Annotated in this window: 16 protein-coding genes; 10 read left to right on the top strand and 6 right to left on the bottom strand. The window is 29.2% G+C overall.

All coding sequences use genetic code 11. The features are described 5' to 3' along the window. Window positions 1-531 precede the first annotated feature (531 nt). From OC535_RS08310 to ppk1, 5 genes are all read right to left on the bottom strand, one after another. Window positions 532-1449, bottom strand: coding sequence for a hypothetical protein (locus tag OC535_RS08310; RefSeq protein ID WP_498823565.1), 918 nt, complete (start codon window positions 1447-1449; stop codon window positions 532-534). A gap of 14 nt (window positions 1450-1463) precedes the next feature. Further along, complete coding sequence (locus tag OC535_RS08305) at window positions 1464-1856, bottom strand: GntR family transcriptional regulator (protein WP_024721566.1); 393 nt, start codon at window positions 1854-1856, stop codon at window positions 1464-1466. Beyond that, window positions 1846-3237 (bottom strand): PH domain-containing protein, encoded by a 1392-nt coding sequence (locus tag OC535_RS08300; RefSeq protein ID WP_498823564.1) that lies wholly within the window; start codon window positions 3235-3237, stop codon window positions 1846-1848. The genes OC535_RS08305 and OC535_RS08300 overlap by 11 nt, the downstream gene beginning before the upstream one ends. 93 nt (window positions 3238-3330) lie before the next feature. Next, window positions 3331-4398, bottom strand: coding sequence for a 6-phosphofructokinase (locus tag OC535_RS08295; RefSeq protein WP_498823563.1), 1068 nt, complete (start codon window positions 4396-4398; stop codon window positions 3331-3333). Between the two features lie 42 nt (window positions 4399-4440). Continuing rightward, a complete protein-coding gene (ppk1, locus tag OC535_RS08290) occupies window positions 4441-6471 on the bottom strand; it encodes a polyphosphate kinase 1 (protein ID WP_498823562.1) in 2031 nt (676 codons plus the stop codon). 333 nt (window positions 6472-6804) lie between these two features. Between ppk1 and OC535_RS08285 the strand changes: the two genes are divergently transcribed. After that, window positions 6805-11739, top strand: coding sequence for a glycoside hydrolase family 2 TIM barrel-domain containing protein (locus OC535_RS08285; RefSeq protein ID WP_498823561.1), 4935 nt, complete (start codon window positions 6805-6807; stop codon window positions 11737-11739). Between the two features lie 82 nt (window positions 11740-11821). Here OC535_RS08285 and uraA read toward each other — a convergent pair whose 3' ends face one another. Beyond that, window positions 11822-13072, bottom strand: a complete 1251-nt coding sequence (uraA, locus tag OC535_RS08280) for a uracil permease (protein ID WP_227052784.1) — start codon at window positions 13070-13072, stop codon at window positions 11822-11824. A 152-nt stretch (window positions 13073-13224) separates the two neighbouring features. Between uraA and OC535_RS08275 the strand changes: the two genes are divergently transcribed. The 9 genes from OC535_RS08275 (at window position 13225) to OC535_RS08235 (ending at window position 20480) form a co-directional block, all read left to right on the top strand. Beyond that, window positions 13225-13716, top strand: a complete 492-nt coding sequence (locus tag OC535_RS08275; protein WP_024722872.1) for a GNAT family N-acetyltransferase — start codon at window positions 13225-13227, stop codon at window positions 13714-13716. Then, the gene (locus OC535_RS08270) at window positions 13709-14254 is read left to right on the top strand and encodes an RNA 2'-phosphotransferase (protein WP_498823560.1); all 546 of its coding nucleotides are present in this window, start codon (window positions 13709-13711) and stop codon (window positions 14252-14254) included. The genes OC535_RS08275 and OC535_RS08270 overlap by 8 nt, the downstream gene beginning before the upstream one ends. A gap of 108 nt (window positions 14255-14362) precedes the next feature. Beyond that, entirely contained in the window at window positions 14363-15034 is a 672-nt protein-coding gene (locus OC535_RS08265) for a response regulator transcription factor (RefSeq protein ID WP_498823559.1), read from the top strand. Between the two features lie 193 nt (window positions 15035-15227). Further along, the gene (locus tag OC535_RS08260; protein ID WP_227052781.1) at window positions 15228-16025 is read left to right on the top strand and encodes a sensor histidine kinase; all 798 of its coding nucleotides are present in this window, start codon (window positions 15228-15230) and stop codon (window positions 16023-16025) included. A 93-nt stretch (window positions 16026-16118) separates the two neighbouring features. After that, window positions 16119-16874: an ABC transporter ATP-binding protein gene (locus OC535_RS08255; RefSeq protein ID WP_498823558.1), complete on the top strand. Its 756-nt coding sequence runs from the start codon at window positions 16119-16121 to the stop codon at window positions 16872-16874. Then, on the top strand, window positions 16871-18775 hold the full coding sequence (locus OC535_RS08250; protein WP_498823557.1) for an FtsX-like permease family protein: 1905 nt from the start codon (window positions 16871-16873) through the stop codon (window positions 18773-18775). Before OC535_RS08255 ends, OC535_RS08250 begins: the two co-directional genes overlap by 4 nt. A 165-nt stretch (window positions 18776-18940) precedes the next feature. Beyond that, entirely contained in the window at window positions 18941-19453 is a 513-nt protein-coding gene (locus tag OC535_RS08245; protein WP_498823556.1) for a TetR/AcrR family transcriptional regulator, read from the top strand. A 1-nt stretch (window position 19454) separates the two neighbouring features. Beyond that, window positions 19455-20228: a ZIP family metal transporter gene (locus OC535_RS08240; RefSeq protein WP_024722799.1), complete on the top strand. Its 774-nt coding sequence runs from the start codon at window positions 19455-19457 to the stop codon at window positions 20226-20228. Between the two features lie 78 nt (window positions 20229-20306). Next, window positions 20307-20480 carry a hypothetical protein gene (locus OC535_RS08235; RefSeq protein ID WP_155855634.1) on the top strand — a complete coding sequence of 58 codons (174 nt, stop codon included), beginning with the start codon at window positions 20307-20309 and terminating at the stop codon, window positions 20478-20480. Window positions 20481-20553 lie beyond the last annotated feature (73 nt).

Here is a 20553-nt window from a genome sequence, read left to right as displayed (position 1 = left end):
AAATAGAGGTAAAATCAAGATAATTTGAATTTTGTAATCAAAAACATATTAATAAAATAGCATGTGCAATATTTTAATAAATATCGTAATTATGAGTCTATTTATCAAAAAGCACATGCCTTTTATTTTGAGCCATTATAAGTGATTGTTATACAAGTGGATGCATAAAAATATTCTTTGTATAAAACTGTCCAAAATAGTCATACTTAAAATTAAGCAGGTTACATGTTATGATCTGCTTGTAAATCGAGAAGCATTGTATCAAATGCAAAAAGGTAAAGAATGTTTTCTCGTTTTTAGAGTGGACGTAACACTAGACTAGTTACCTTTATAAATATTGTCTAACAATTTAATAATGAAACAAATATGTAAAAATTTATAAGAAATAGGGTTATGTATTAGTTTTTTTGATGTATGTAAAAAAAGATTTTTATGATATTTTAGTATAGCATAAAGATCTTTTTTAATATCATATATTAATTGATCATTTGGATAATGATAATAAGTATATAAAAGAAGACAAATTATAATTTATAATTTAAATTTTTTTGCAAGAGCTTCAATTTGACTTTTAGAAATACCAAAACGCGTACATAAATCTTCAATATATTGATTTAATTCTTCAGGAGATTTATTTTCCATATCTTTTTCATTGATTCCCAAACCATGCATTATACTTTTCACTTGATCAAACATTGAAGAATCTCCATTATTATATTTATTCATCATATCATCATAGTATTTTTTAGCTCCTTCAAGCATTTCATCTTCTTGCTGTTTTTTTTCTTCAAACTGTTTTTGAAGTTCTAATAAAACATCGATTTCTTCGCTATCTAATTCTAATTCATCAAAAAAATCTAATGCTTGATTACATAAAAGCTCAACTTCTAAATCATAATTTTCCTGGTCCAATTTATTAATTAATTCAAAATTATAAAAAAATTCTTGAATTCTTTGTTGTTGCTGATTTGATAAAACAATATCCTCATATTCATCATTTAAAAGATCATTTAAAACAATGGTAGTATAATAAATAACTTTTTCATGAGATGTCAAAATCATTTTTGTTTCTATAGAAGTTATTTTTGAAAGTAAATCAATAAATTTTTTAGAATTAATAAAAGAATTATCAAAATTATATTGACGATCTTTAGTAGCAATATAACTAATACTAGTATTTTTTTTATATTCTAACTTGATGATTTCGTCATAATTAATAATACCTGATTCATTAAGTAAAAAATAAATATTTTTGTTAGTAAAAATCATTCCTAAACTACCATCTTTATTTTCACTACAGTCAATAAAAGCAATTATATCTGTAATATCGTTACTGCCAAAAGTATATATTGCATTACCTATTTGACTAGGGATGTTTTCATAAGAATAAAACACCCCATTTATTACAAAATCGTTGTCTAAAAACGATAATATTTCTTTTTTATCCATATACTTCTCCTTTTTTATTTACTTAATTTTGTTTCATATTGCAATTGTTGAATCATTTCTTTGCATAAACTAAGAAAATCATCTTTTTCCATTCCTTTAACGATTGCCTCACTGCCAAGTAGTTGTAAGTCACTAAAAATACGATCTTTAAAATCAGTTGATATATTTGAACTAGGAAAAACTTTGGCTCCATGGCGGCGATCAATACAAATATATCCCTCTTGTTTTAATAAAGCATATGCTTTATTAACGGTCATATTATTAACATGAAGATCATTAGCTAAACTTCTAACTGTTGGTAACGACTCACCATATTTAAATTGCCCGTTTCCAATCCCTCTTACAATTTCATTTCGCAGCTGGATATATATAGGAATATCACTATTATAATTTAAATTAATTATCATGTTCAATCACCTCTAATAATTTATTGTAAAATTTTTTAGTATCATCAATTCTATCATCATTAATTATATACGTTTTATCACTAGTGTAAATAACGATATAGCAATCATGCAAACTAGCTAAATAAACATAACATTTCCCATATTTATTAAATTCATAATTCCCTTTAGCATAAATACCGGTATCACTACCATTTGTTCTTATACCTTTACCTAAATCATTTGAGATTTCAATCTTTTCAATATTACTAGTATCTATAACATGATGATAAAACTGACTTGAAATAATAATTTCATTATTTTGTAATGATAAATCAACTAAATTATTAGTTAGATCTAAATAATAAGGATAGCCAAACAACCAAGTTAAAAAAACAATAATAGTTAAAATAATTCCCCCAACAAAATAGCGATAGCTTTTTTTAGCTGTATTAAAAGTAAGTTGACTGCCACCAGGCATAGAAATAAGTGTTCTTGGATCATAAGGATTATAATAGACAGGACCAAATATACCTATTTTCCAACAATCATCATCACTGATAGTATAATTAGTTTCTTTGAAGTGTAAAAGAATATTTGCTTTTTTATTGCGATAGTCATGAACTTTATATAATGTAATAATTATTGAAATTAATGAAAGTAGAATAGAGATAAAAAGATATATGAAAGTTAATTTTTCTAAAAGATAAAGCTGTATTACTAAATTAAATAGCGAATCACATAAAATCAAAAAGAAAAAGCAGTCATAAAAAGTATTTTTTCGTAATAGATTAATTGTTATGTTAGCTTCAGAATTATCACAAAAGGTTTGATTGGCTTGTTTTTTTATAAATAATAAACCAATCAATAATACTAGTATTTGTAAAAACATATATGGATACATCGTTATATCAGCATCATATTTGACCATTAAGATAATTGTAAAAAGATCAATTAAAAGAACGATTATATAACGTTGTAAACCAAACGAATGTTTTTCCATTGATGAAGAAAGCTGTAAATCGACTTTATATGATTTATCACTTAAAACAAGCCAATTATTTTCTTTTTTTATTTCTAATAATTTATTACGAGCTTCTTTAAAAGGAATTTGAAGAATGAAAATATTTATAAAAATGACAATTATAAGAAACAACAAAAATAAAAATGGTGAAAGTAATTTTGCTAATAAAATAAATATAACTGGTAATATAAAACTGCAAATAAACATTAAATTAAGACGTTTGTTATAACGTGATATTACTTGTTGTACGGGTACAGATTCAAGAGCATAATCAGGTAAAGTAACTAAAAATAATAGTCCTTCTTTATACTTTGCATCTCTTTTCGAAGAATAATAAAAAACAATATTAATAAACACAATACTTATAATTATAAGTAACATATAAACCGCCTCTTTGTATTATTTATTTTAATACAAATAATACAAAGAGTCAATAAAATTAACTACGATCATCTTCGTAGTTAATTAATATATTTAGTCTCCAAACGAAATACCTAATAATCTAGCTTGATTAACTTCTTCACTATTAACATCAACATATTTTAATTTACCTGCAGATTCAATTAAAGGAATAGCAGTAACAGAATTATCCTTATATACTACTAATTTACCAAAGTCGTTATTCATAATCAAACTAGCACCTTCAATACCAAAACGTGTTGCCATTAAGCGATCATATGGACAAGGGTTACCACCGCGTTGTACATGACCCACACAAGACACCCTTATCTCGCTATCAGTATAATGACTTAGCTGTTTGGCAATATCATAGACAACCGAATGTCCTTCACGTGCAGCAACTTTTAATTTATATTGTTTCTTAGTAAGGGCAGCTTCTGCTTTAGAAATAGCACCTTCAGCACAAGCGATAATAGTGAAATTTTTTCCTGTCATTTCACGTTGTTTTATTGCTGCAGCTATTTTTTCAATTTCATAAGGAATTTCAGGTAATAAGATTACATCTGCTCCAGAAGCAATTCCTGCTGCAAGACAGATATGCCCCACTTTATGGCCCATAATTTCAACGATAAAAATTCGATTATGACTAGCTGCGGTAGTATGGATTTGATCAAGGTAATTAGTTGCAATATCAATGGCTGATTGATAGCCAAAAGTATAATCAGTTCCCCAAGTATCATTATCGATAGTTTTAGGAAGAGCAATAATATTCAAACCATTTTGAGCCAATAAATTAGCCGACTTTAAAGATCCATTCCCACCTAAAACAACTAAACAATCTAATTTAAGTTTCTTGTATGCTTGAATCATTGCCTCTACTTTATTAAATCCATTTTCAATTACTTGCATTTTCTTAAATGGACATCTTGATGTTCCTAAAATAGTTCCACCGATATTAATGATGCCGGAAAAGTCACTTGGTTTCATAATTTTATAGTCACCAAACATCAATCCTTTATATCCAGATAAAAAACCAATGATTTCAAGATCTTTAACATTTTGATATAAGGTTTTAACTAAACCTCTCATTGTAGCATTTAAAGATTGACAATCACCACCACTTGTTAGTATACCTATGCGCATATAATCACTCCTTTTAAAAAATGTATAAACTAATATTAACGTCTATTTAAAGAAATATTCCTGACTATTAAGTTCTGGCAATTTATTTTTAATACGTTTATACGTACTGTCTGCTAATAACTCATATGCCTTAACATTATCTTGTAACATCGTATTAAACATGAAAATAATTCTCTTTTTTATTTTTTCATCTAAAATAGGAGCTGCTACTTCAACTCTACGAGAAAGATTTCTTGTCATTAAATCAGCAGAAGAAATATATATTTTTTGGTCTTCTCCAGTACCAAAAATATAAATTCGCGAATGTTCTAAGTATCGTCCTACAATTGAAATAATACGAATGTTTTCAGTGTAATCTTTTATTCCAGGAATAATACAACAAATTCCTCTAACGATCATATCAATTTTAACTCCAGCCTGGCTAGCCTCAATTAATTTGTCGATCATTTGTTTACTAGTAATTGAATTACATTTAAAACCGATATAACTATCTTTACCAGCTTTAGCTAAAGCAATTTGTTCATCAATATACTCAAATATTTTTGTAATCATACAGTTAGGAGCAACCATCAAGTAGTTAACTTGATTTTCAGTTTCTCCAAGACTTAAATGATTAAAAATAGCATTAATTTCTTCGCCGATTTCGCGATTAGATGTCATTAAAGACAGATCGGTATATAATTTAGCAGTATTTTCATTATAATTACCGGTTCCTATTTGGCATACATATTGAATACCATGACTGTTTTTGCAAGTTATCAAACATAATTTTGAATGAACTTTTAAACCATCTAGACCATATATAACACGACATCCAGATTCTTCTAGACGCTTAGACCAGTCAATATTATTTTCTTCATCAAATCGTGCTCTTAATTCTACTAGAACAACTACCTCTTTACCATTTTCAGCAGCTTTAATTAAAGATTTAACGATTTTAGAATTCTTGGCTACTCGATATAATGTCATCTTAATACTAGCAACACTAGGATCTAGACTAGCTTCATCTAATAATCTTAAAAATGGTGACATGGATTCAAATGGATATGCAAGTAAAATATCTTTCTTTAATATTTGTTTTATCATTGGAATCCGGTTTTCTACCGATGGACTATTTTTAGCTTCTAGTTTTTTATAAAACATTTGGGGATGCATAAATTTCAAGTGATCTCTTAATTCACTGATGAATTTTAAATCAAGTGGTGCACTAGAAATATATATTTGATTCTTTTTCAAATTTAAGAAATTCATCAACATTAAAATTTCTAATTCTTCTAATCCTTCTGACATTTCTAATCGTATAGGACATAATTTTCTTCTTTGTTTAATTAAAGTTTCCATCATTTCACGATAATCTTCATGTCCTTCTAATGAATGATCATCTTCATCTATATCCGCACTTCTTGTAACTCTTATAAATGCTTTATTTTTAATAGTATATTTAGCAAATATTTTAGAGACAAAATGCAAAATTATATCTTCTACCAAAATAAACTTACCTTGCATATTTGGAACAGCCAGTATTCGATTGTCCATAGCATTACCACAGGAAATTATTCCCATTTTACGTTTACCTTTTTTAGATTCTAATTGAACGATAATATATAATTCACGATTATTTAAAAAAGGAAAGGGTTGTCTTTTTGATACTACTTGCGGTGAAATTAAAGGTAAGATTTCTTGATAAAAATAATTTTCAAAATATTTACGATCCTCTTTGTTTTTCAATTGGCGAAATTTAACAATTCCCCAGCCATAATTCTCTAATTCACTCATGATATTATGGTAAATACGATCTTTTTTCTTATTTAAATAAGTTATTCTTTTTAAACACGCTTTTAACTGTTCTTCTCCTGTCATTCCTGTTTTATTATCTTTTGATGCTGGATAAAAAAGCATTTGATCATATAAAGAACCAATTCTAACCATAAAAAATTCATCAAGATTTGATTGGAATATTGAAATAAAGCTAAGTTTTTCTCCTAGTGGTACTTTAGAATCCTTTGCCTGCATTAAAACGCGATCATTGAATTTTAACCAAGACAGCTCTCTATTTTCTCTACATTTATACATTTTATTATATCCTCCTCTATATAACATCAAAATAATATTTATCCAAAAATTTATCAAGAAAAATTAAGCAGTTAACTAAATATTTACATGTGGTTAATATATAGCAAATAAAAATATTTTAAGATATTAAAATTTTACAACTAACTATCCTCAATATCAACGAGATAATCTAAAAATATAAAATTTATTGTAACATAGTATTTAATTACTAAATCTTAGTGATATTTTAAGTAAAAAATTACTAAAACTGTTGTTAAAAAAGCTTTTACGTGGTAGGATTTAAATGTGCAATAATAAAAGATATTTATGGGATATTGGAAAAGGAGGAAAAAAATGAAAAAAAGTTGGGACAAGAAGATTTCAGCAGCACTAACAGCTACATTATTATTATCTGTAGCTCCAGTCAACATTCTAGCTAAACCCGATGCAAGCATTACACAGTCTACTCCTGAAGATGTATTTGTTGACATCATTGGAGAAGGTGAACGTTCTACTTTATTCAATGAAAATTGGAAATTTCATCGCGGTGATGTCACTAATGCACAAAATGTAGATTTCAATGATACATCATGGGAAAATGTTAATTTGCCTCATGATTATAGTATTGATCAGGAATTTACTACAAGCGGAGAAGCTGAAAGTGGATTTTTACCAGGAGGTATAGGATGGTATCGTAAGACTTTTGTTGTACCAGAAAAATATCAAGGCAAACAGCTTATGGTTGAATTTGATGGTGCTTATATGAATGCGGAGGTTTATTTAAATGGAAAGAAATTAGGTGAACATCCATATGGATATACAGCATTTGCTTTCGATCTTACGGATGAATTGGTTTTTGATGGTAAGACAGAAAATGTTTTAGTTGTAAAAACAAACAATAAAATTCCAAGCAGTAGATGGTATTCTGGAAGTGGAATTTATCGAGATGTAACTTTAACAGTTACTGATGAAGTACATGTTGGATATAACGGCACACAAATCGTTGCTAAAGATTTAGAGACAAATAAGGATAAAACTGTAGAAGTTGATGTAACAACAACAGTAGAAAATGATAGCAGCGTTAATAAAACAGTGACTGTAAAAAATACGTTGTTCGATGAATTTGGTCAAGCAGCTAGTAATACAACTTCTAGCCAAGTTGAAATAGCAGCAGATGATAGTCAAGATGTAAAACAGATCGTCGAAATAGAATCACCAGAATTGTGGTCAGTTGATGATGCAAATATGTATACATTGAAGACAGAAATAGTAGATGGAAATGAAGTTTTAGATACATATGAAACTGATTATGGCTTCCGTTATTATAATTTTGATAATAACACTGGTTTTTCATTGAATGGTGAAAACATGAAATTAAAAGGTGTATGTATGCACCATGATCAAGGAGCCTTAGGAGCAGTTGCTAATCGAGACGCTATTGAACGACAAGTAAAAATTTTAAAAGAAATGGGATGTAATGCAATTCGTGTTACCCATAATCCTGCCGCTTCAGCTTTATTAGATATTTGTAATGAATATGGAATTCTTGTTATTAATGAAGCTTTTGATGGCTGGACAGAATATAAAAATGGAAATGTTAATGACTATACTGCCCATTTTGAAGAAACGATTACTGCAGATAATCAAATTATTAACGGTGAAGCGGGAATGCAGTGGGGCGAATTTGATGTTAAAGCTATGGTAGATGGAGCAAAAAATGATCCTAGTGTAATTATGTGGTCAATTGGAAATGAAATTGATGAAGGTGTTTCTGGCAGCACAACTCATTATGTAGATGTAGCTAGAAATATTATTAACTGGATTCAAGAAGTAGATACATCACGCCCAATTACTAATGGAGATAATCGTAAAAATACTAATCCTAGTGCAATAATCAGTCAAATCAATCAATTGATTTATGAATCAGGTGGTGTTGTGGGAATGAATTATGCTAGTAATAGTCAAACTGTTTCTATGCATAACGCTTATCCTAACTGGCCGTTATATGGTTCAGAAACAGCAAGTTCAATTCATAGTCGTGGTGTTTATAATGTTACTGGTAGAGATAACACTAATCTTCAAATGTCAGAATATGATAATGATGAAGCCAAGGTAGGTTGGGGTCATTCAGCAAGTGATGCGTGGAGTTTTGTAATCCAAAATGATTTTAATGCCGGTGAATTCGTTTGGACAGGATTCGATTATATTGGCGAACCAACACCATGGAATGGAGTAGGAACTGGTAGTGTAAGTGGTCAAGGAGCAAAACCGAATTCATCTTATTTTGGTATCGTCGATACTGCAGGATTTGCAAAAGACACATATTATTTATATAAGAGTTTATGGGATGAAAATAGTACTACTTTACATTTAATGTCAACTTGGAACAATAATGAAATAGTTAAAGATTCAAGTGGTAAGATCAAAGTAGATGTATTTACAAATGCTGCTAAAGTAGAATTATATTTAAATGATGAAAAAATTGCTGAGGATACAGCGACTAAGCATACAACTGCTTTAGGATACACATATCAAACATTTTCTAGTGGTGAATTTTATCCAAGTTTTAAAGTTGCCTGGGCAGCTGGAAAGTTGAGTGCTAAAGCTTATGATGAAGATGGTAATTTAATTAGTGATACTGAAGGTAGAGATAGTGTATCAACCAATGGTGATGCAACTAAATTAGATGCTTATGCAGATAAAACTGAAATAACTGCTGATGGAAGCAGCTTATCTTATATAACTGTAGATGTAAAAGATGCAAATAATAATGTAGTAGCTGGTGCTAACGATAGAATTACTTTTGACATAGAAGGTGAAGGAAAAATAGTTGGTGTTGATAACGGAGATCCTTCAGATACTGATAGTTATAAAGGTAATACAAGAAAAGCTTTCCACGGTAAAGCTTTGGTAATTGTTCAGTCTACAAAAAATGAAGGATCATTTACATTAACAGCAAGTTCTAATGGTTTAGCTTCATCAAGTGTGACAGTAAATACAAAGCAAACAGCTATTGAAGGAGATATATATTTACAAAGTTATAAAATTTCTAAGAATATGTATGTTTCAGTTGGTCAAGAACCAATTTTACCAGAAACAGTAGTAGGTACTTATAATAATGGTGAAACTAGAGATTTAACAATTGATTGGGATAGCTATGATAAAGCGCTAATAAATAGCGTTGGTGAGTTTATAATTACAGGAAAATTACAAGATAGTGATGCAATTGTATCTGTAAATATTCATGTGATTGGCGAAGTTGTAGCAATGGAAGGTTATTCAACAGTAACTAATGTTGGAGTTACTCCAGCTATGCCACAAACATTACGTGGTATTTATGAAAACGGTGAATATAGTGAAGCATTTCCAGTAAACTGGGATATTCCTGAAAATGCTTTTGCAGCGGAAGGAATCGTAACGATCAATGGTACAGCAAATATTTTGGATAGTGTCCAAAATGTTAAGGCAACGATCAGAGTTGAACCAGGAGTTGCGGAATCTACTAACATTGCTTCCGTAAATAATGTGGATGCTCCAGTATTTACCAATGGTAGAATGCAAAATGGTGTAGCTAGTGAACCTTCAACGACAGCAATTAGTGATTCATTGCTTAAATTAAATGATGGTATTACTAATAATAGTAGCGATACTAATGCTAGATGGACTAACTGGGCAATTAGAGATGAAAGTCCAGCTGTTGATACATATGTTCAATTAGAATGGCAAAATGAATATAAAATGCAAAATGTAAAACTATGGCATTTTACAGACAGTGCATATAGTGTTTTACCAGGTGATGATAATGTTCGTTTTGAATATTTTGATAGTAGTACAAATGAATGGAAGGAAATAGAATCTTCTCATATTACTCAAGTATCATATCTTTCTGGGGATACACCATATGGATTTATAAACCCTGTTACAACAAGTAAGTTGAGAATTTGGTTAAAAGCACCTCAAGTAGGTAAATGTATCGGTTTAACAGAAGTTGAAGTTTATAATTATATTGAAAAAACACTAGCTAATTCAACAGCTAACCTTGATGAATTAAAATTAAATGGTACAGTAATAGAAAACTTTGATGGTTTTGAAGGATATAATGCCGAAACTAAAACTTATACAGTTAACCTAGAAAATAATGATTATCCAAGTGTTGAAGCTCTTGCCAATAATAATGAAGCAATTACGGTTTTACCAGTATATGATAATGAAGTTAAAATTATTGTTAGATCTGAAGATGGAAATACTACAGAAACATATAAAATTAAATATGTTAAGACTGTAGTAAATAAAGAAGAGTTAATAAATTATGTAACCAGTCCAGATATTACCATGGCTGTCGGGGCAGCTGATAAATATACCGTAGCTACATATCAAGTGTTTAAAGCGGCGTATGATAGTGCAAATGAAATAATAGCTAATGAATCAGCAACACAACAACAAGTAGATGCTGCTTATCAAGCTTTACAAACAGCTTTTGCAAATTTAAAGAAAGTATCAACAGGCGAGACAGTTGATAAAAGTGCATTATCTATCGCTGTACAAATAGCTGAAGCAGTATCTGATGCTGATTTAGAAAATGTAGTGCCTGCAGTAGTAAACGAATTTAAAGAAGCTTTAGAAGAGGCTAAATTTGTTTTAAATGATGATAACGCTAGTCAGGAAACAGTAGCAGCTTCATTTGAACGTTTAGCTAATGCAATGTGGAAATTAGAATTCTTTAAGGGAGATAAGGAATTATTACAATCATTTATAGATCAATTCTGTAACTTAAATGAAACGGATTATAGCAAAGTAACATGGACAGTTTTTGAAACAGCATTAAATAATGCTAATGAGGTATTAGCAGATGAAAATGCAATGCAGGATGAAGTAGATGAAACTTATACTAAATTAGTAAAAGCATTCTTGCAGTTAAAATTAATTCCAAATAAAGATTTATTAAATGAATTAATAAATAAAGCTGAAAGCTTAAATTCAGCTAATTATACGATAGCATCATGGAATGCTTTACAAAATACTCTAAGTGATGTTAAAGCTGTTTTTGAAAATCCGGAGGCAACTGTTGAAGAAGTTACTAATGCTCAATCAGCAATTGAGGCAGCAATAGCTAATTTAGTTACAAATTCAAATAATTCAGTTGATTTAAATACAGATTCAGTAAAATCAAGTGTAAAAGATAGTGCAATCAAAACGGGTGATGCAACAAGCTTTGCTGGTGTAACCAGTTTAGCTGCTTCATTAACAGCTTTAGGATACTTATTTGTATCTAAAAAGAAAAAAGATTAATTAAATTAAAAGACAGAATTTTCTGTCTTTTAATATTATCTTAAAAATTTTCACTAACAAAAAAGGCAACAAAACGTTGCCTTTAATCATTGGTTAAATTAAATTTCTCTAAAATATAGAAAATAAGTGATAATAACATAGCGACAATACAAGCTAATACCATACCAGTTAACTGAATTCCACCAAAATTTAAAGTAATACTACTTAATCCAGTTACGAAAACTACAGATGTTAAAATAAGATTTTTGTTTATTGAATAATCAACATGTTGATCAACTAAAATTCTAAGTCCGCTTGTACCAATCATTCCATAAAGCAGGAAACTAATTCCACCAATTACGGGACCAGGAATAGTTTGAATCAAAGCCGATAGAGGACCTACAAAAGAACAGATAATTGAGATGATTGCAGCACCAGCAATAACTTGAACACTGTATACACCTGTAATCGCCATTACTCCAATATTTTCACCATATGTAGTTGTTGGAACTGATCCAATTAATCCCGAAATCATTGTTGAAAAGTTATCACCTAGTAAAGAGCGATGTAATCCAGGCTCTTTAATTAAATCACGACCTACAATTTTACCCGTTACGACTTGATGACCGATATGTTCAGATGTAATAACAAGAATAACAGGTAAAATCATTAAAATTGCATTAATATCAAATTTTGGGGTAGTAAAATTAGGAAGAGCAAATAATTTTGCACTAGTGACAGCTGAAAAATCTACCAAACCAAAACAGATAGCAGAGATATAACCACAAATAATAGCAATTAAAATGGGTATTACACTTAAAAACTTTCTAAAACAAATATTTCCCAAAACAGCTACACCTAAAGTAATTAAAAATACCCAAACGTTAGCTGCTTGAATACTATCACCTAATAAACCAGCATTGCTAGCTGCCGTAGCACTAAGCTCTAAACCAATCAAAGCTACAACTGGTCCCATAGCCGCTGGTGGTAAAACAATGTCGATCCATTTGGTACCACATTTTTTAATTATAAAGGCTAATACACACCCACAAAAACCGACAACTACAAATCCTCCTAAAGCATAAGGATATCCAAATTTAGCTATTACAATGTTTGCTGGGGCAATAAAAGCAAAGCTAGAGCCTAAATAAGCTGGGGCCTTTCCTTTAGTAATCAAGATAAATAATAATGTTCCAATTCCGTTCATAAAAAGAACGATAGCTGGATTTATCCCAAATAAAAATGGCACTAAAACACTAGCTCCAAACATTGCAAACATGTGTTGTAATGATAAAGGTAGTAGCAGTTTTCCAGGAACTTTTTCTTCTACTTGAATAATACGTTTTTTAGACATTTTTTCCTCCTTTTAATCGACTGTATTATGTCATTTTTTTTCTATAATGTCTAGTTAAACTTTGATTTTTATAAAAGTTACAAAAATAACGATTTTAGTATGAATATGAAAATTTATTTTTTTATGTTATACTTTTTAAAAGGAAGGTAATTATGAAGATACGTAAAGCAACAATCAATGATTTAGAAGAGATAACTAAAATAGAAACAATTTGTTTTCCTGAAAGTGAAGCAGCATCAAAAGAATCTTTAAAAAATCGACTATTAATTTATCCTGAACATTTTTGGCTTTTAGTAAAAGATGATAAAATAATAAGTTTTATTAATGGTATGGTTACTGATGATGTTACTATTAGTGATGAAATGTTTGAAAATGCTGATTTACATAATCCCCAAGGAAACTATCAGGCTATATTTGGGGTAGATACATTACCAGAATATCAAAAAAGAGGCTTTGCTGGAAAATTAATGGAAGTTTTAATTAAAGAAGCACGAGATCAAGGACGAAAAGGATGTATATTAACTTGTAAAAAAGAATTACTCCCTTTTTATGAAAAATTTGGTTATATAAATAATGGAGTTTCAAAATCTGTTCATGGTGGAGCAGTTTGGTATGATATGAAATTAGAGTTTAAAGATGAATGATTTAACTAAAATGGGAAAGTATCTAAGTTTGATTTTAAGGCATAAGCCTGAAGTAATTGGTATAGAGCTTGATGATCATGGATGGGCAGAGGTTAGTGCATTAATTGAAGGAATCAATAAAACAGGTCGTTATATTGATAAAGAGATTCTTGATAAAATTGTTGAGACAAATAATAAAAAACGTTATCAATATAACGTGAATCAAACTAAGATTAGAGCAAACCAGGGACATTCAATTAATGTGGATGTTGAATTACAAGAAAAAACTCCGCCAAACTTGTTGTATCATGGAACAGCTAAGAAAAGTTTAGAGAAAATAAAAAAGTCCGGAATCAAGAAAATGGAACGTTTATATGTTCATCTATCTAAAGATGTTGAAACAGCTAAGAGTGTTGGGAAAAGACATGGGCTACCTGTAGTATTGGTAATCGATACTAAAGCAATGGTAAAAGATGGATATATATTTTATTATTCTAATAATGGTGTTTGGTTATGTGATGATATTGATTATAAGTATGTAAAAAAAGTGATAGATTAACTATTACTTTTTTTATAGATTTGATGAAGATAACAAAATTGTAAGATTTGTCAATTAACTATAAACGGATTTTTTATAGTAGTATAATAAATAGAGGAGTTGGTAGAAATGAAAATTATGATTGTTGAAGATGACCTGGCTTTAGCACATGAATTAGAATTATTGTGTCTTAAATGGAATTTTGATGCTGAATGTATTAAAGATTTTAAACATGTTAATAAAGCATGTAATCAATATCAGCCAGATTTAATTTTATTAGATATTAATTTACCATTTTATGATGGCTTTTACTGGTGTCAAAAGATTAGAAATAGTTCAGCTGTTCCAATTTTGTTTATCTCTAGTCGTGAACAAAATGCTGATAAAATCATGGCTTTATCGGCAGGTGGCGATGATTATATTGAAAAGCCATTTGATTTAGAATTGTTATTAGTAAAAATCAAAGCAATGTTACGCCGGACTTATGAATATCGTTATTTAGAAAGAGAGTATCTTGACAAAGATACATATTATGATGTTATTAGCGGACGTTTTATTTATCAAAATCAAGGTTTAGATTTAACTAAATCAGAGGCTAAAATAATGAGTACCCTTATACAACAGCGTGGAAATTGGGTGACTAGAGAACAGTTGATGATGGTGTTATGGAATACCGATGAATTCATCACCGATGCAACATTATCAGTTCATATTTCACGATTACGTAATAAATTAAATGAATTAACTAAGGGCAAAGATATTATTAAGACTAAAAAAGGAGTGGGTTATTATATTGATTAGATATTTAAAGGAGCAAAAAAGGTCATTGATCATAGGGATTATGTTACTATTGTTTATTAATATTTATTTTATTTATTTATGTGGAAGCCGTTTATATATCAATGATTTGATTTATCTTGATGTGATCTTAATTTTTATAAGTGGATGCTGGTTGATTCGGAACTATTTAAACTATCGACAGGTTTACAGAATGATGAAAATGAATGATTTTATTACTACTGATAAATTAGATAGATATTTATCAAATCAGGTACTAGAAATAATAGAACAAAATAATAATTATTATCAATGTAATATTAATAACTTGAACATTCAAATGCAGGAACTGGTAGATTATATCTCGCGCTGGTCACATGAAGCTAAATTACCAATCGTAACTATGCGACTTATGAATGAGAGAACTAATGACTTGATTTTAAAAAAGGAAATGCGTTTAACTATAGAACGCCTACAATTATTATTAAATACAATGTTGATGTCAAGTAAACTGAGAAATCCAGAAAATGATATTAAGATTGAAAAAATTTTGTTATCGCAAGTTATAAAAGAAGCGATAAAGCATCATTCATATTTCTTGATCAATGATCATTTTACAATCGTTATAAATGTGAAAAATGAATATGTTTATAGTGATCGTAGATGGTTAACATATATGTTGGATCAGTTTATTACAAATTCAATAAAATATAGTCAAGATAATCCAAGTTTAATTTTTACAGTTGTACAAAATGATCGAGGTCTGTATTTAATGGTAGAAGATAATGGAATAGGTATTACTAAGGAAGATGCGCCGTATATTTTTGATCGAGGTTTTACTGGTCATAATCTTCGTGACGGTGATTATCGTTCTACAGGAATGGGACTGTATTTTGTTAAAGAGATAGCTTTAAAGCTGGGAATTGAAGTAACACTTGATGAAGCCTATACGCAAGGATGTCGATTTAAGTTGTGTTTTGTAGATAATGCGGATTATTTTTTGGTAGATTACTAAAATGTTAGATTGATAAGACAATTGTAATGAAAACGATAGGATTTTAAATAATAAAATTGATAAACTTTAGTTGTAATCTAAGGAGGAATTAAAATGGTTAAAGTAGTAGAAATAAAAAATCTTGTTAAAAGCTACGGTGGTAAAGATTATCAAACTAAAGTTTTAAAAAATATTAATTTAGATATTTATGAAAATGATTTTATTGCAATTATGGGACCCTCAGGAGCAGGTAAATCAACATTATTAAATATGTTATCTACTTTAGATAAACCTACTCAAGGACAAATTTTTATTGATGGTGAAGATATTACTAAAGTAAATAATAAACGTTTGTCAAAGATCAGACAGGAAAAAATAGGTTTTATTTTTCAAGATTATAATCTATTGGATAATATGACATTGCAGGATAATATTGCTTTGCCATTAAGTTTAAACGGGATAAAAAGTGATGAGGTAATCGAAAGAACAAAGCAGATAGCAGCATTATTTAAATTGAGTAATCATCTAAAAAAGTATCCCTATCAGTTATCCGGGGGACAAAAGCAGCGTGGTGCAAGTGCTCGAGCATTGATTACTAAACCACGAATTATTTTTGCTGATGAACCAACTGGAGCATTAGATTCTAAATCAAGTAAAGATCTATTGGAATCACTTAAATATGCTAATAAAAATGAAAATGCTACCATTTTGATGGTAACACATGATGCTTTTAGTGCAAGTTATGCAAAACAAGTATATATGTTAAGTGATGGGCAAATTAAATGTCGTTTAAATCATAGTGGTTCACGGCAAAAATTCTATGATGAAATTTTAAGTTTACTAGTTTCGATGGGAAGTGAACAAATATGAGTTTGTTTAAATTAGCGTATTCAAATTTTAAGCGCAGTGTTAAGAACTATATTGCTTTGATCATTTCATTATCATTTGCCATTTTTATTTTTTTTAATTTTCAAAATATTGCTTTTTCTGATGCAATGAATGTTTTAAAAGAACGAAATAATGAGTATATTTCAATTATTATTGAAGTGATTTCTATTGTACTTATAATTTTTGTTTTCTTTTTTATTTGGTATGCAACAAATGTTTTTTTATCACAACGAAAAAAAGATATTGGAATCTTTACATTTATGGGATTAGACAATGCTAATATAGCGAAGATGTATGTAATTGAAGTAAGTATGATTGGGGTTTTATCGCTATTGATTGGTCTTGGTAGTGGGATATTATTTTCAAAATTGTTTACGATGATTTTATTAAGAATATCAGATATTAGTGTTGATGTATCATTTACATTAAGTATTACTTCAATATTGATAACAGTATTGTTGTTTATGGGGATTTTTATTATCATGATTGTTAAAGGATATATTAATATTTTAAGAAGCAGTGTTTTGGAAATGTTGTCAGCAGCCAAGCAAAATGAGTTAAAGGAAGAAAAAGGTATTGTTTCTCTATTAAAAGTAATTGTAGGGCTGTTATTGCTTGTGGGTGGTTATTATTGTGCTTTACAAGTTGGAGATATGTCTTCATTTACTTATATTCTTTATGCAGTTGTTCTAGTTATTGTTGGTATTTATTTTCTATATAATGGAATAATTCCTTTCATAATCAGAAATTTATCAAAAAACAAGAAATATTTATATCAAAAAGAACGTGTATTATGGATAAATAATCTAGCGTTTCGTTTAAAAAAGAATTACCGTACTTATGCAATGGTTACGATTTTAATGATTTGTTCGGTAACAGTTCTAGCAACGTCATTTGCTATGAAACAGCGCTATGATAATATCACACATTTTAGGAGCACATATTCTTATTCAATTATGTCAAGTAAACCATTAAACGCAGATGAAATTATGAAAGGAATTAGTAAAACTAACGCTATCGACTATCATAATAATTTCAATTATTTAGCACTAAATAAAGATGCTGTTAAAACTAAATTTATTTATAATCAGTATGGTCTTGTTTCTTACAGTCAATTAAAACAAGCAGCAAAAGATGCTAAAATAAAATTTAATTTACCGGTATTAAAAGATGATGAAGTAATTAATTTAACAAGATTATATCTATTAGATATTTCAGATTCTGAAAATAACCCAACTGTTGAAATTAATGAAGAAACATATCGAATTGTAGAAGAAGTATCTGAATCATATCTAGGTTTAATTCAAGAAAATATCAGCACATATGTAGTAAATGATGATGTTTATGAAAGATTAAAAAGTGCTGGTCAAGAATACTACATGTATAATTATAAAATTACGGATCCTAATAATTATCAAGCTTCTATAAATTATTTAGAAAGTATAACTCAAGAGAGTTCAGATTATGTTGGATATTTAGCCAATGATCCTAATGATAGTGATATTGCTTGGGTAAGAGTAATGTATTCGATTTGTATTTTCCTATTTTTAGTATTTATTTTAGCTAGTGGAAGTATTATTTTTATGAAGTTGAGTAATGAAGCGTTTGGGGATAAAGAACGTTATGCTGTTTTGAAAAAAATAGGGATAAATGATCGAACATTAATCAAATCAATAAAAAATGAGATTCGTTTTGCCTACTATTGTCCATTTGTTTTAATGACTGTGTCATCATACTTTTCAGTTCATGCACTTGCTAATGTGATGAAAACAGAATTATATATAATAAATGTTATTAGTGCAGTTGTAATTTTGGTAATATTTTATGTTATTTATAAAGTATCAGTTTTAACTTTTAAAAATAAAGTCATTAATGGGAACTAATTTCGTTCCCATTTTAATATTCTAAAGATTTAATTATGATGATAAATAATGTAAGTATAAAATATATTTCGAAATAAATATTTTTACGCATATAATTTGCTTAAAGTTGTCTTATATTGTAGAATATCAACGAAATATAACAGTGTTATATTTTGGGAGGTAAAGATGACAACACAAGAAAGGATCGTTAATATTGCAACTCAAGAGTTTTTAAATAATGGATATCAGGCTGCTTCGTTAAGAAAGATAGCTAAAGCAGCTAGAGTAACAACTGGAGCAATGTATGGTTACTATAAAAATAAAGAAGCACTTTTTAATAGTATAGTTGAGGATGTTGGTAAAAAATTCAAAGATGACTATTTAGTTAAAGGAATAGATAAGACAGCTATTGATTACATTTATCAGAATTTTGAAATTTTTACTCTTATTATTTGTTGCAGTAAGCAGACAAAATATGAAAAATACTTAGATCATTTAGTTGATGATAAAGTGAAGCAGCTAAAAGGGCAAGGGTTTGATGATAACTTAAGTCATATCATAAATCATTCATATTTGTTTGGAGTATTTGAGATCGTACGTCATCAAATGTCAAAAAAGCAGGCTGAAAAGTTTGTAAGTGAATTACAGGAATTTTATCAGGCTGGGTGGAATAAATTATTAGAAAGAAAGGAACGTTAAGATGGAAATATTAATTGGAATTTTAATTCCGTTTATTGGGACGACAGCGGGAGCTGCTTGTGTCTATTTTATGAAAAATAAACTTAATCTTTTGGTTCAAAAAATATTATTAGGTTTTGCATCTGGGGTGATGGTCGCAGCTTCTGTTTGGTCATTATTGATTCCCGCAATGGATATGTCAGAGAACATGGGAAAATTGGCTTTTGTTCCTGCGACAGTTGGTTTTTTACTGGGAATAATATTTTTGTTGTTATTAGATCGAAACATTCCGCATATGCATTTGGATAATGAAAAGGAAGGGCGAGAAAGCCAATTAAAAAAATCTACAATGCTGGTATTAGCAGTAACTATGCATAATATTCCTGAAGGAATGGCGGTTGGTGTTATTTTTGCTGGAGTAGTATCTAATAGTTATGGAGTGACTAGTGCAGGAGCTTTAGCTTTAGCGATTGGAATTGCGATTCAAAACTTTCCTGAAGGAGCAATTATATCAATGCCGTTAAAAAGTTCAGGATTATCTAAAACAAAATCATTTATTTATGGGATGCTTTCAGGAATAGTAGAACCAATTGGTGCTGGAATTACCATATTAATGGCATCATTTGTCATGCCGGTTTTACCTTATCTTTTAGCTTTTGCAGCTGGAGCAATGGTTTATGTTGTAGTTGAGGAATTGATTCCTGAAGCTTCACAGGGACGACATAGTAATATTGCAACTATTGGTTTTGCAATTGGCTTTGTAGTAATGATGATCTTAGATGTGGCCTTAGGATAATCTTTACATAAATTTAATTGCCAATGTATAGTTTGTTTTTCTTTATATAAGTAAAATGGAAGTACAGAGGTGATTATAGTGAAAAAATTATTAGGGGTAACAACAAGTTTAGTAATCAGTGTAATAAATGTTAAAAGTTTATTGGCTTACAATGGTAGCGAAAGTACTAATCTATCAGGAGGAAGAGTTTTATTATTGATACCGATAATGTTAGGAATTGTTTATCTCGCAAATAAAAGCGAGGTAAAATAATCATAGCGATTTTTTAAATATACAATAATCCTGATATTTAACATTTTTTTAACAAATTAGTGATATTATTTAA

The organism is Clostridium sp. Marseille-Q5894 (assembly GCF_946902305.1).
Classification (GTDB): Bacteria; Bacillota_I; Bacilli_A; order Erysipelotrichales; family Coprobacillaceae; genus Thomasclavelia.
Note: the sequence above shows the minus strand (reverse complement) of the source record. Positions and strands in the feature narration are given on the sequence as shown.